Below are 12964 nucleotides of genomic sequence, written 5' to 3'. Positions count from 1 at the left end.
CTGCGGCGGCGCTCCCCGAGTCGTCTAACGGGTTCTCCGAAATGTCGTAAAGCGAAACGGTAGTGACTGTACTAGCAGAGGTCTTTGTCCAGTAACACTGGTCGGCAACAACATGTATATAGAACCCTCTTGATGTGGTACGGGAGAGGTGACTTGATACGCACGATCGCTATGGAAAACACTAACGGAACCCGGTTTTCCAGGCCTTGGTTCCGTCAGTGTGTACGCGTGTACGCCCTTAGGGACGCACAACTTCTGGTGGAGTTCCCGTGAGCGGGTACTCCATCTTGGTTTTGTGCTTCACAGCATAAATAGCGACGGGTCAGTGTTGGCCCTGAGGGTGAGGAATCAAAGATAACCACCAGTACTTACCAAGAGAATGAACAACGAATCGGAATTTGAAACGCAGCGTACGAACATTAGTAAACAAAATGGCGGGGACAAACGCAGTGTGGAGACGACTTACTCAATCCAGTTGGTTCCGGATTTCTTCCGAGAAGAGTATTCCCACCGCCAAGTGGTCGATTTGGAGGATCACTACCATGGATATGTGGTGTGGCTAAGGGAACAGGGGAAAAATCCGGACGAAGATGAAGGAATTGCCTCAAGTAATGTCCCGATCGTCTTCAGTCGAACCGTCCAATTCCATCGACGAGTCTGGGAACAACTTGGTAAGTACACGACGCGGTTTACGCACGAACACGCTGACGAATACGAACAAGATCTGAAGGACGACAACGTAACGAAGGAGTCCGGGGAGCCGTATGTAGAGAGTAGTAAGCGGAAACTACAAGAAGCCGTCGTGAAATATTTCCTCTGGGTTTCCTGGACGAAAGGTGGTGAACCGTGGAAGCCGAGCCTGACGTTTTCGCAATCGGACTTTCAACAGTCGGACTACTTCACGCTAGAAGAGCGAGAAGCACTTTACGAAGCCGCACTCACATATGACGACCTCGGACGGTACAGTGACCTCTCACCTGAGGCTCGGGAGCGTCAGAAGGGCTACCTAGCTCAGAAGCTGGGGAAACCAAAATCAGACGTCACTCCAGACGACTTCGAACAATGCAGGCGGAGTTGGGAAATCCCGTCGCTGATTAGCGCAAGTCTCGATCTTGGCCCGCGCCCAAAATTGATAGAACGTTGTCTTCTTAAGTGGTACAAACCTGCGAAGGGTGAGTTTCAGATTCCAAAAGAAGGGGCGGTCAAGAACGACCAATACTGGAACAATCCCGTGAGTAGCCGAACTCTTCGGCTATTGGATCGCTGGGAGAAACAACGGTCGTCTCTGCACAAGTATGACGAGTCCGAACATCTGTGGTTGAATCGTGAAGGGAATCCGTACAGTTCGAAGACGTTGAATTATCTATTGGATAATCTCTTGGAAGAAGCCGGGATTGGCCAGGCCAATAGGCGGCTCACGTGGACGTCGATCCGGAGGTCGACAGGAACATACTTGGCCTATGTTGAGGGTCTCCATCATGCTAAATGTCAACTTAGGCATATGTCAATGCAAGCAACACTCGTCTACGTGGAGATCCCAGTGGAAGCGTACCGTGACGCGCTTGATCAATTGACAGTACTTAGTGAGACTAACTCAGCGGATGGTCACCCACTCTCTGGTGATTCTTCTGTTCCCATGGAGGTGCTCCAGAACCAATGAACTGGAATATCACATCGAAGGGGATGAGTAGTTGTTGTTGTGTGTTGGCGTGCGGTCAAAGTTTTCAGACCACTATCCGTAGTTTGGAGGTTGGTAGAGTTGGATGTCAGAACGAGAGGGTGTTGGAGGGGCTTACGCAGTTGGCCAACATACATATAATGCGTAGGAGTCGCTCAGCCATCGCAGACCGTCTCATACATTACATAAACAATCCTGTCCAGTACTTAAATAAGGCACCAAAAGAGCCGGTTGTTGGTGATTTGGTTCAGGGCCAACTGGTTGGAGCTTGTACCGCCGCAATGTCAAAAATATCACCTTCTTGGTTGGGGGTTGGTCAGAGTTGGCTCGTAAGCGACGAGGAGTCTTTCAACGGTGGAGATGAGAATGATGGATGAAGAATGTGTTGGCGGAGTCATCTACGCGAGGGTGAGTAGTAACAAACAGGCGGAGGAAGGGAGAAGCCTAGAAGCACAGGTTGACCAATTGAAGAAAGAGGCAGAGAGACGAGAGGTCGGACTTGTCCGAGACCCGATTCGCGATGAGGGCGAAACTGGGACAGACTTCAACCGGAGTGGTATCAGAACGGTCTTTCGGCTTGCAAAGAACGGTACAATCTCCCATCTCTTTGTGGATTCGATTGACCGATTAGGTCGTAGTCACGTTCAGACATTGTACTTCATCCATGAACTTGAGGTTGAGCTAGATGTTCAAATCATCACTCTCGATGGTGATTTAGATTTTGATAGCTTCTCTGGGAAGATAAACACAACAATGCAGACACTTTTCGCAGAGTTGGACGTTCAAAAGCAGGGGTCGAAGGCCTTGCGGGCAAAGGCACGCTCCTTCCTCGAAGACAAGAACTGGGATGCTTGGTACAACAGCGTACCCATAGGGTATGTCCTGACCTCTAGATGGCCCACACCAAAAGAACAATCCCGTAACCTCGCCCGTTCGATGTACAATCACTTCCTCATGACAGAATCGTACGCAAAAACCACGAATCTACTTAATTGTACAAAGTGGAAGTATCTCGAGTCAGAACTCACGGAAGGCGAAGTGAAAAGATGTTTGAAAAACCCGATATATATAGGCCAACCGTCGATTCCCATCGAACGTGTTGACGGATATGACCACAAGGGCTGGATTGACGAACCAAATCTCCAACTCGTCGATGAAGACCTCTGGGAGGAGGCTCAACAGACAATTCGTAAAATCTCCAGGGAAAACTCACAGGAGAACAGTGCGAAAGACGTTGATGATTTTGTTGACGAGTATGGGGTGTTTATTGTTCTCGAAACAAGTCCCGTTACTGAAATCCACTGCCCATGTTGCCGATCGCTAATGGTGGAAAACGGCCCACGGTCATTGCATGATTCCACTGATCGGTATCTGTATAAATGCTCGAATAAAGAATGTGAACAGCAACGGGTTTGGCCCCGAGAGGACGAATTGGACGCGATGAAGCTTCTCGAACTTCTCCGCTCATCACCAGAGATTCGTGATCAGCTTCTTGACGAATAACTGGAAGTCCTATGTACACCCCCTCCTGTCAATGAATTTTGGAGCTGTTTGGGATAGCTCCGGGAACCATCATCTATTAACAAAATCCTTGTACTTTTCGAGAATAGCGTCTACGTTTTTGCTTTTCCTTTGCGCACCCATTTCTGGGCGTTGAGAAGTTGATTCTGAATTGAACCGGTGACGGACAGAGATGGCTTCTTTAAAAAGATTCTTTGATATAATTCTGTATTCGGGGACATAGTCTTTCACGCCCGCCACCGCATACACCCCAATATAGAGATCATTCGTCAGTACATCTCGAACCGCTCTGTGCGTCCACTCACCGTCAGTCTTGGTCGACAATCCATTGTTGTTCAGTTCATGCGCGACTTCTGGCATTGATTGCCTGTCTAAGTACATCTCAAATATTTCCTCGACGAGATTCGCTTCGGTGTCATCAACTTCCAATGTTCCGTCTGAGGTTCTTCGATATCCCAACGGAGGATGATCATTGGGCCAACGGTACTCTGAGGCAAGTGCCTTCAACCCCATTTGAGAGCGTTCACTGATCATTTCCCGTTCGAATTCAGCCGCATTCGCGATGTTCCGGAAATTGAATCGTCCAGCCGAAGTTGTGGTATCAATTTGCTCAGTAACGCTATGGAGGGCGACTCCACACTCCCGGAGTGTCTTTTCGAGCTGAACTGCATGCAGGAGACTCCTTGAAAACCGATCCAGCTTCCAGAAAACAACGACATCAAAGCAACCCGTTTTTGCCGCCTGCATCATTCGTTGGAACATCGGTCGTTCGGTATCTTTTCCACTCTCTGCTCGATCACGGAAAATATAGACAATGTCCCAACCAAGAAATTCACAACGTTTTGTGCACTGTCGTACTTGCTCCTCAATTGAGTATCCATATTGTTGATTCCCCGATGAAGTCCTGACATATATTGCTGCCCGACTCAACTCCTGTTCCGACGTTACTTGCCCGAGGCCTGCGTGGGATTCAATCATCAACCAACCCTCCATCCCGAAATTCTTTGAGTCGTAACCGAATCGTTTCCTTTGATACCCCCACTGTTGCTGCCATCTCTTGCTGAGTTTCGGATTTATCCCCTACCAAGTAGAGTACTGCACCGGCTACACCGACTGGACTTTTCCCGTTCGTCAACCCTGATTCTTCGGCTTTGGCACAAAGAGTGCGTGCCTCATCTTCGACACTCTCCTCGTAACCAAGCTCCTCGCAAAGGTAGGGAAGGTAATCTTTGGGAGTACAACTTTTAAATTCGAAAGCCAATTCTGAACGGAGTGATCGGGAAAGTCGGTCGATTTTGTTCGGTTCCGTGTCAACTTCTTCAGCAATTCGTGCGAGCGGTCGAGGACGCTTAACTTGTCGTGCCGCAAAATAGAGAGTAGTGGCGACTACTACCTCCGTAGATCGTCCGTCAACCAAGTTTTTCTTCGCCAATGTCGCAAACATTGATGCTGCTCGCTTTCGGGCATCATTCGACAAATGCAGTGCGTCACCGATTTCTTCAAGAGATTCGAATGCAGATGCGATTCGTTGTTCGGTACTGTTAGTTACTGTATGGTGGTCTTCCCATCGTGTCGTCTGTTCGGTTCCAGTACCCTGTCGATTCCCTCGATTTTGTGAGGTCAAGTGGCTGTCGGGGTTTTCATAGCTATGAATAACAAACCCACAAGTAGAACACACTGCGTCAATGTCCTCCCATTCTTCATCAAGGTTTGTTGATCCACAGTTCGGACACTGTGTTTTGAAGGACTCCAGTGAATCCGTCATTGGAACGCCTCCCTTTCAAAAGCCGACTCCGTTGGTGCTGGCCCACTGAGTGGTGCAGGAATCCCATCCTTTTCGCACTGTGGACATAAGGGTGGACGGTCAACATTCCCATTCCAGTCAACGGAATCCCACTGCTGCGTAGTTTCACAGGCCTCACACTGCCAATCATCTACCTCGAACCGATTGGCTAAGTCCGGATAGTGGTGAGCCAACGTTGGCGTCAGTTTCGCACCTACGTCTGAATATACTTCGAGGTACTCCTCTACCTTGTCGCGGGGATACTCTGCGAACAACGGTAAAAATCCACGAACCCCTCCATTTTCGTAATTCGTGTTACCCTCCCCACATCGGTGTTTGTAATCACAGTATTCGCACTCCCATTCTAATTCGGGATCAGCTGGGGGAAGGATCTCGTCCTGTCGATATTGAGTCTGTGTTTCCGCCCACTCAACAACCGTGTTGCGCCAAAACTCAGAATCAAACTCAACCTCAAAGGGGGTGAAGCTAAACGTTTTCCGGTGGGTATACAAGAGCACAGCCGCCGTAAACTCTCGATCGTACTCTTGCGACAACCCATAGAGGTACGCGTGTACCTGTGCAAGATGGCGTTTTTTCGGCTTAGTCAGATTATCGACTTCTGTCGTCTTCACTTCCGTCGGGAGGTAAGGTACGCCGTCTTTGTCGACAACAACGGGGTCAGTCTCGCCTCGGAACCGCAGGTTGTCCGTTTCGGTTTCGATCGTGAAGTCAAGCCAAATCGAATTGCGAACATACCTATGAGGCTTGACGGTGTCTTCGAGGTACTCCATCGCGAGTTCTTCCTCGAATTTCGTTCCAAACCAGAAGAGGCCCTCCGGTTCTGGTTGCTCTTCAGGAGCGTTGAGTCGGTCGTAGTAGATTTTTCTGTGACACTGGTTCAGTTTGTTCGGGGTGTGGTATCTTGGGTCGCGACAAGGGCTTGGCCCGTTGAAATAGGGTTGGCCCTCTCGAATATTTTGCACGAACTGCCGTTCTCGATACCACGTGTCGAAGTCCGTCGTGCAGATTTTCTCAATTAAGGTGGCTACTGGGTCGTGAGTTTCTGTGTTACCGTCGCTCGTCCCGTTTTCGTCACGTGGTTCCGACTCAGTCATTGTCTTCGCTCCTCTGGTTATTTTGTGTCTGTTCAACCCAAGGATGGCGAAAACCCTCGCTAAACGCCTCTAACTCTGCGTGACCTTGATGTCCTCGTAGATCGGTTGCTAACATGGGTCGATCAGCCTATGTTGTGAGACTCAGTCCGGGTGACTGGGCACCCGGACTTTTCGCGCACCTCAGTCGTAATGGACGGACTGAGCCTAATTGGTTCCTACATGGGTACTAAATAAGAGTATTTGGCGATTTCCAAACTTGTTGTTGACAGTATTGGTTCCTACGTGGGTACAATTTCTTTTTAAACCTATAGCTCCCTCGAAGGAACAAATGGGCGACGATAAGCCTGGGCGAAAGCCCCAGGTAAGTGACGACGAAATTCTCACCATTTTCCAAGAGTCAGAAGATCCAGTACTCGTCGCATCTGAAGTCGCCGATCAACTACCAATCAGTCGTCGGGGAGTGTATAAACGGCTAAAGAAACTCCGCGACCAAGGCCAAATAAAGTCCAAGAAAGCTGGAGGGCGGAGTATGGTTTGGTGGTATCCTGGACACACAAGTACTCCTAGTGAACATCAAACTGAAAATGATGAATTCGAGTAGTCGAGTTCATTCCCAGTAGCTACCCTTTTTGGAACATATTAATTTACACCACAAACACCCTATTTTACAGTAATCTGCGTGAAGTGGTTGAGGAACTATATCACTCACCACCCTCTACTGAACATGAATCTGAGGCTCTCCGAGAGTTCCTGCTTGAAGTTGGTGTTGTAAAAGAGGCTATTCCCTCTACGGAAAACCAACCCCTCGACTCTTTCGATAACTAATCTACTCCTGCAAGAATCTACTAAGATTTCTGTGCGCGAGGGTGAGGTGTGTTTATTTGTCAGGCGTGAATAGACTCCCTCAAAGTCAGCACCATCTCAAATCCAGAACCATGCTCTCTCTTGACCCCCTCATCGACAACACCGAGACCACGCTCGAAGAGACATACAAGAAGGTCATTCCTGAAAGCGAAGAAATCCGTATTGCAACGGGCTATTTCTACCTTTCAGGGTTCAACCTCTTCAAAGACGATCTCACCAACCTACGCGACCCAGACACCCTAAATAATGCACCGTTCCGCATTCTGATGGGACGCCAGACGAACACCGAAACCGCCGAAGAAATCGAATCTGGCCAAACGCTCCGTGGCCAATTCCGGCAGGAAGTCAAAGACGACATCGCTGAACTCAACAACGCACAACTCGACCGTCTCGACCGCCTCCGCGACTTCATCGCCAACGACAAAGTCAACATCCGAGTACAGGTGCCAGAAAACGGGTACTTCCACGCCAAAGGCGCCTGTTTCCGCGGCACCCCCAACAGTCCAGACGACCGCGAAGGCGATACTGACCGCCGCCCTGCCGTCACTATCGTCGGGTCATCGAATTTCTCCGCCAGCGGCCACCAACGAAACGTCGAGCTGAACCTCACCAGTCAGGAACGCGGCGACGCGGAAGCCTTCGAAGATTGGTTCGACAACCAATGGGCCAATGCCGAAGACTTCAGCGACGACCTCGTCAACATCATTGAAAACAGCAGCAGATACCAAGACTGGAAAGACCAAGAGAAGCACACTGATGACGATGAAACCGAGGAGTTCGGCACCTACCTCGAACCATTCGAGATGTACAAACTTCTCGCCTATGACGAACTCGATGGTAACGTAACCTCTCGAGACAGCCCCCTCTACCACTTCCAGTCACTCGGCTACGAGAGCGCGAAAACAAAGTTGTCACAGTACGATGGGTGTATAATCTCTGACTCTGTCGGGTTGGGAAAGTCGTTCATCGGAAGCGAACTCCTCTACGACTACCGGGAACAAGGGGATCGGTGCCTCCTCGTCGTTCCGGCCAACCTGACCGATCAGTGGCGAGAGCTCCTCGAAGACGCGACTGACGAGGACGGTGAGCCGTACTTCGGTCTCGAAGTGGACGGAAAACACATTCAGGTCATGAGCATCAGCCAGTTCCAGAACCTCACACACGAGGAAGTAAACGACCTGGACGATCAATTCGATGTGGTGCTCATCGACGAAGCACATCGATTCCGAAACCACGGGAAGTGGCGACCAAACCCGGATCACAACGATGATTACAAAGGAACTCGGCGGCACGCGAACCTTCGTCTCCTCCGCGACAACACAATGGTAATGTTGACCGCGACGCCGATCAACAACTCAGCTACTGACCTCAAGAACCTCATCGGGTTGTTCACCGACGAAAACGAGTTGATGAACAAGGCGTCGCTGAAGTTCAGTGCCTTCGACGAGTACATCGACCTTGCCGAGGAGCGCAAGCGAGTGGCCGCCGGTAAAGACGAAGCCACCGAGGAAGAGCAGCGCCAGATGACAGAGCAACTGAAGCGCCACTCCGAGGAAATCTCCGAGATTCTTAATGAAGTGATGGTGCTCCGCACTCGAAAGCACGTCAAAGAGACGCTGACCGGCCAAGACGACTTCGAGATGAGCTTCAAACCACCGGAGCTCCACAAAGAACAGTACTCACTGCCGCCTGCCTACCAGCCAATCTATCGAATGCTCCCGGACGTGATGGATGCACTGCACCTCCCACACATCTCCATCAAGAACCCCCAGGCCGGTGGGACACTGAAAGCACTCTACAAACTCAATCTGCTGAAACGCCTCGAATCATCCACCTACGCCTTCGTCCAATCGATACAGACGTTACACGAGAGTGAACGGGCACTCCTTGGCTTCCTCGACGGACTACCGGAAGACGAAGACATCGATGTCCTCCGCACCATCAAGGACGACGACGCAGACACGACAATCGGTGATTTTGTGGAGGGTTCAGACGCCGCTGAAGACCTGGAGCAAACCCTTGAGGAATTCGGGTTCGACAGTGGTGCCCTTCAAGCAAACGAGGACGACACAGACAACGAACTGACGGAAGTCACAGTAAGCGAGGTGAAAACATACATCCGCGAAGACTTGACGCTCCTCGCGTACTTCCTCTCCCGATTCATCGGTCGCGTTGCCAAAGACTCCGGGACGATTGCGGACATGGAAGTCGAACTGGAACAATGGCTCGCCAACCACGGTGCAGCAGTGCTTCCGGACATACCCGAAGATGACCCGAACCCCGTCCTCTATCCCCAACAAGATTTGAGTGACGCCGACAGTGCCACCCGGGACTTCTACGAAGGCGTGTTCGCCCTCCGCGAGTTCCGTGACCCCAAAATCAATCGCCTCTCCAATGTCCTGAATGAGTACGACCAGAAGGTACTCATCTTCACCCAATACCGCGCAACTGCCGACTACGTCCATCGCACACTCGTCAACGACGAGAACTCACCCATGACGACGGAAAATAGTGCCGTCGTAAAAGGGGGTGACGAAAACAAACAAAACATCATCAAACGATTCGCCCCAGAGGCGTCAGGGTACCAGCAGACGCTAGCCGAGAGTAATGAAACAGAATTGCAGTACGTGGTTGCGACAGACACCCTGAGCGAGGGTGTGAACCTTCAGGACATCTCAGTTGTCGTCAACTACGACCTTCCGTGGAACCCCATGCGAATCGTCCAGCGTGTTGGCCGCATCGACCGCATCGGCTCGACAGCAGACAAGTACGTCCACAACTTCTACCCCGATGGCGACATCGAAGCTGCGATCAAGCTCCTTGAGCGCTTGCAGGCGAAGATCAACGACATCGCGCTCATCGTCGGCAAGGAGAACAATATTCTCGACCCAAACGAGGATGCAGTGCTGGAGAAAGCGGGGGTTGAGACTGAGAAAACCATTGGTGAACTGGAGATTGAGGAAATTGAGTCTTCTATCCGAGGGTCTCGGAAGGTAGACGACTACAACGAGTTGGACGACACCTCGAAGAATCCATTACTGCGGAATGCTGGTAGTGACGAGAACGCGGCATTCGAACGTGTGCTCCTCAAAGAAGAGCTGAACGAGGACTATGGACTCTCATCCGACGATTTTGAATTTGCGGAAGGGTACTTCAGTGAGCCGACCGATGACCGGGATTTTCTCTACACGAACGCCACCGACCACGATAGTGGCCCACGTCCTGGTGTGTTCGGGCTCGTCCATCTGTGGTTCGAGAACAAGGATACTGGCGAACCCGAAGAGGCACCGCTTGGGCGTGTACGGCGAGCATTGTACTACAAACCGTTTAGTGGTGACATCAAGGAGCGCCCAGTCGGGTCACTCAGTATTGCACCAGACACTGAAGGGGAACACCTGTCAGGGAACACTGACAGGATTCTTGCGAACCGGGAGGCGATAGAAGAGCAACTCTCCGAACGGTTGGAAGCGGTTCGAGAGGGGCAGGTTGAGGAAGTGTTCAGTGGCGGTGGTCAGTCAGCAACCCAGGAAATGGTGTTGGATATGATGCAGATGCGAATCCAGCCACAGTACGGTGATGAACCTGCACCGGTGGACAGGTATGATACGGTCGGAGAGTGGACGGATGCGCTATTTGATCAGTTCGATCGGGTGAGTCTCAAGAATACGGACGAAGACCGAATATTGCGGGAGACCTTCCGGGAACACCCTGACTACACGTCGCTCGGTGACTGGCCGGTTAAGGAGTTCTTGAACGAACTGGAGGCTTTCATCGAGGACAACATCGAAGCGTCCCAAGAATACCAGACCACACTTGTTGGAGAGAGTGCTGTCCAGGCCCGACTCATCTGTTGGGGAGTTATCGGCTCATAACCACTTTTCTTTGACGTTGGTTTTACCAGCGCGGTCTTGCACATACCTTTATTAAGTGGTCGCGAAATGAAAGAGGTGTGCCAACCTGCTATTTGATTAAGTCGGGTCACCAGGAATACTTCCCTTATTGGGATCAAGAAGACATCGTATCTGTTGGGTGGGAGAAAGCTTCAAAACAAGTTGTGGAGGAGGTACCGGATAGTGACATTATTGATAGTATTGAGGGCCAGTATGACCAATCTCCCGGATATATCCTTAGTGTCGTGAAGTGCTTTGCAGGCCACGAGCACAAGGATAGAACCCCCATGGAAGAGGGGGACATCGTCATTATAGTCGGTCAACGTAAAATCCGCGGCAAGAGTGTAATTCGAGGAGTCGCAGAGGTCGGGGACATTGACTGGGAAGACGAAAGAATTCACGAGGATTTCCCACACCAACTCCATCGAGACGTTGCTGAATGGAAATACAACGGCGGGCCAGTAGTACGAGACGAGCTATCAACGAAGTTCCAGCCTAAGGAGAGATCATCGACGCATCTCCCGAACACTCTCCAGCAATGGAATCCTGCGGAGAAAGACAGTCTAGAAGTATTGGTTGAGGAGCTACAATCTGCACCGAAAATCCAGCCAAAGTCGTATGATTTTGAGTTTGACGAAAGCGTCATTCAAGCCCATTTACGGGATAATCCAGAGAAGTTCCAAGACAACGCAAATATCGTTTCCGAGGATATAAAGAGGGAGTACCAGACAGAGAATGAACAGTTCGCGGATTTCGTCTTTCTGTCGAGTGAGTCAGTAACAACGGTAGTGGAGACTAAGGTAGGGGCCGCGGGCCCCAGCGCTGTCCGACAACTCAAACAATACCTCCAAGATATCAGGTCGGAAAGGGAGGAACTGGTGCAGGGGGTTCTGGTGGCTGAAGACTTCTATGACTATGAAGGAATAGAATCGGAGCTTGAGGAAGCCAATATAACCCTACAGCGATACGGAGTTACACTGGAATATGACCAAGTTCCAGTGGAATAGGCGTATCTTCGTTCCAAAAATACTTCTCAGGGGGAGTGCCTCAATTGGTGTCCCCTAGTTCAACACGTTCACCAGTCAATATCGCCAACCTTCGACCGTCTGAGTTCGGAGAGACTTATGTCATGCTCTATGTGTAGCCAGTACGGGTAGCCATTGACATTGAATTCGCGATCCGTCGCTTGTTCGAGTACCTCCTGGGCGAGGGCAGTGAACGAGTATTCTGCACCGTTCTCCAACCACTCGACGTTGTCACTCCGTCCTGTTTTCCCGGTGATTCGGCCTCACCAGAAGTCGTCCTCTGAATCATATTCTCTCTCAGCGTCGTCTGGAAGGCTTTCACCATCGAACAGGACGATGTCCCCTTCCTCGACGAGTCCCGCCTCAAGTAGGACAGTGATCGCCCTCTCGGCTCGACTCGACGACCGACTCTGTTGTCGCTCCTTCTGACGTCGCTTGGCCATGTACTCTTCGGCCTCGGGAATCGGGAGTACCTGTCGAGCACTAACAAACACCTCTTCGTCCCGTTGGTGTACATCCAGTTCGATGCAGGTGATGTCCATTCCGTACTCGCGTTCGAGCCAGACAACGGGTGTGGTAATCTCCGGGCCGAAGCCCCCCGCTGCTAACAAGATCCGTGGCCGGTCGTCCAGCACGAAATCGGCGTAGCCGTCTTCTGTCAAGACGATGTCCTCACCAAGGAATTCAGTGAACCGCTCGCCCACTTTCTCAGGCGTCAGCTGGTCGTCTTCATCGCGGCGCTTATTCCAGAACGCCCGATAATCCTGCTGAAGCTCTTCGGCGCTGATAGTTGAACAGTAGCTCGCGTATTTGATGGCTTGGAGATCAGTCGTCTTGTCTGCGCGGTCTCGCTTCACCTCAATTACCACGAGCTTCCCGTCCGGATCGAGAGCCAAGACGTCGGGGCGCTCCGCTGCCCGGTCGAACTTTGCGTACTGTGACGCGACTACGAGTAGGTCTTCACCAAGTATCGAGGGTGTCTCGATAATCCACTCCTCAATGTCCGCTTCCGTCAGGTCAAGAGAGTCGAAGCTTGTTGGGTCAAGTGCTGTAACCCTCTTCCCGTCAACGTGATAAACCATTTGTAG

At 51.0% G+C, this 12964-nt stretch carries 10 protein-coding genes; 6 read left to right on the top strand and 4 right to left on the bottom strand.

The window, feature by feature from the left end; translation table 11 throughout:
• Nucleotides 1–379 precede the first annotated feature (379 nt).
• From EPL00_RS07445 to EPL00_RS07435, 3 genes are read left to right on the top strand one after another with little or no spacing between them, the layout of a single operon-like run.
• Nucleotides 380–1660: a site-specific integrase gene (locus tag EPL00_RS07445; protein ID WP_135851102.1), complete on the top strand. Its 1281-nt coding sequence runs from the start codon at nucleotides 380–382 to the stop codon at nucleotides 1658–1660.
• Nucleotides 1657–2055: a hypothetical protein gene (locus tag EPL00_RS07440; protein ID WP_162224171.1), complete on the top strand. Its 399-nt coding sequence runs from the start codon at nucleotides 1657–1659 to the stop codon at nucleotides 2053–2055. The genes EPL00_RS07445 and EPL00_RS07440 overlap by 4 nt, the downstream gene beginning before the upstream one ends.
• Nucleotides 2045–3181, top strand: a complete 1137-nt coding sequence (locus tag EPL00_RS07435; RefSeq protein WP_162224170.1) for a recombinase family protein — start codon at nucleotides 2045–2047, stop codon at nucleotides 3179–3181. Before EPL00_RS07440 ends, EPL00_RS07435 begins: the two co-directional genes overlap by 11 nt.
• A gap of 69 nt (nucleotides 3182–3250) precedes the next feature.
• On the opposite strand, the gene EPL00_RS07430 is transcribed toward EPL00_RS07435, so the two are convergent.
• The 3 genes from EPL00_RS07430 to EPL00_RS07420 are packed head-to-tail and all read right to left on the bottom strand — an operon-like array spanning nucleotide 3251 to nucleotide 6097.
• Nucleotides 3251–4177 carry a recombinase family protein gene (locus tag EPL00_RS07430; protein ID WP_135851104.1) on the bottom strand — a complete coding sequence of 309 codons (927 nt, stop codon included), beginning with the start codon at nucleotides 4175–4177 and terminating at the stop codon, nucleotides 3251–3253.
• Nucleotides 4170–4964, bottom strand: coding sequence for a transcription initiation factor IIB family protein (locus EPL00_RS07425; RefSeq protein ID WP_135851105.1), 795 nt, complete (start codon nucleotides 4962–4964; stop codon nucleotides 4170–4172). Before EPL00_RS07425 ends, EPL00_RS07430 begins: the two co-directional genes overlap by 8 nt.
• Entirely contained in the window at nucleotides 4961–6097 is a 1137-nt protein-coding gene (locus EPL00_RS07420; RefSeq protein ID WP_135851106.1) for a CRISPR-associated protein Cas4, read from the bottom strand. The genes EPL00_RS07425 and EPL00_RS07420 overlap by 4 nt, the downstream gene beginning before the upstream one ends.
• A gap of 328 nt (nucleotides 6098–6425) precedes the next feature.
• Between EPL00_RS07420 and EPL00_RS07415 the strand changes: the two genes are divergently transcribed.
• From EPL00_RS07415 to EPL00_RS07405, 3 genes are all read left to right on the top strand, one after another.
• Entirely contained in the window at nucleotides 6426–6698 is a 273-nt protein-coding gene (locus EPL00_RS07415; protein ID WP_135851107.1) for a winged helix-turn-helix domain-containing protein, read from the top strand.
• A 334-nt stretch (nucleotides 6699–7032) separates the two neighbouring features.
• The gene (locus EPL00_RS07410) at nucleotides 7033–10833 is read left to right on the top strand and encodes a helicase-related protein (RefSeq protein ID WP_135851108.1); all 3801 of its coding nucleotides are present in this window, start codon (nucleotides 7033–7035) and stop codon (nucleotides 10831–10833) included.
• 77 nt (nucleotides 10834–10910) lie between these two features.
• Nucleotides 10911–11858 carry an endonuclease NucS domain-containing protein gene (locus EPL00_RS07405; RefSeq protein WP_135851109.1) on the top strand — a complete coding sequence of 316 codons (948 nt, stop codon included), beginning with the start codon at nucleotides 10911–10913 and terminating at the stop codon, nucleotides 11856–11858.
• Nucleotides 11859–12139: 281 nt separating this feature from the next.
• On the opposite strand, the gene EPL00_RS07400 is transcribed toward EPL00_RS07405, so the two are convergent.
• The gene (locus EPL00_RS07400; RefSeq protein ID WP_135851110.1) at nucleotides 12140–12958 is read right to left on the bottom strand and encodes a PDDEXK family nuclease; all 819 of its coding nucleotides are present in this window, start codon (nucleotides 12956–12958) and stop codon (nucleotides 12140–12142) included.
• Nucleotides 12959–12964 lie beyond the last annotated feature (6 nt).

Origin of the sequence: Halorussus salinus, assembly GCF_004765815.2 — an archaeon.
Taxonomy (GTDB): domain Archaea; phylum Halobacteriota; class Halobacteria; order Halobacteriales; family Haladaptataceae; genus Halorussus; species Halorussus salinus.
Note: the sequence above shows the minus strand (reverse complement) of the source record. Positions and strands in the feature narration are given on the sequence as shown.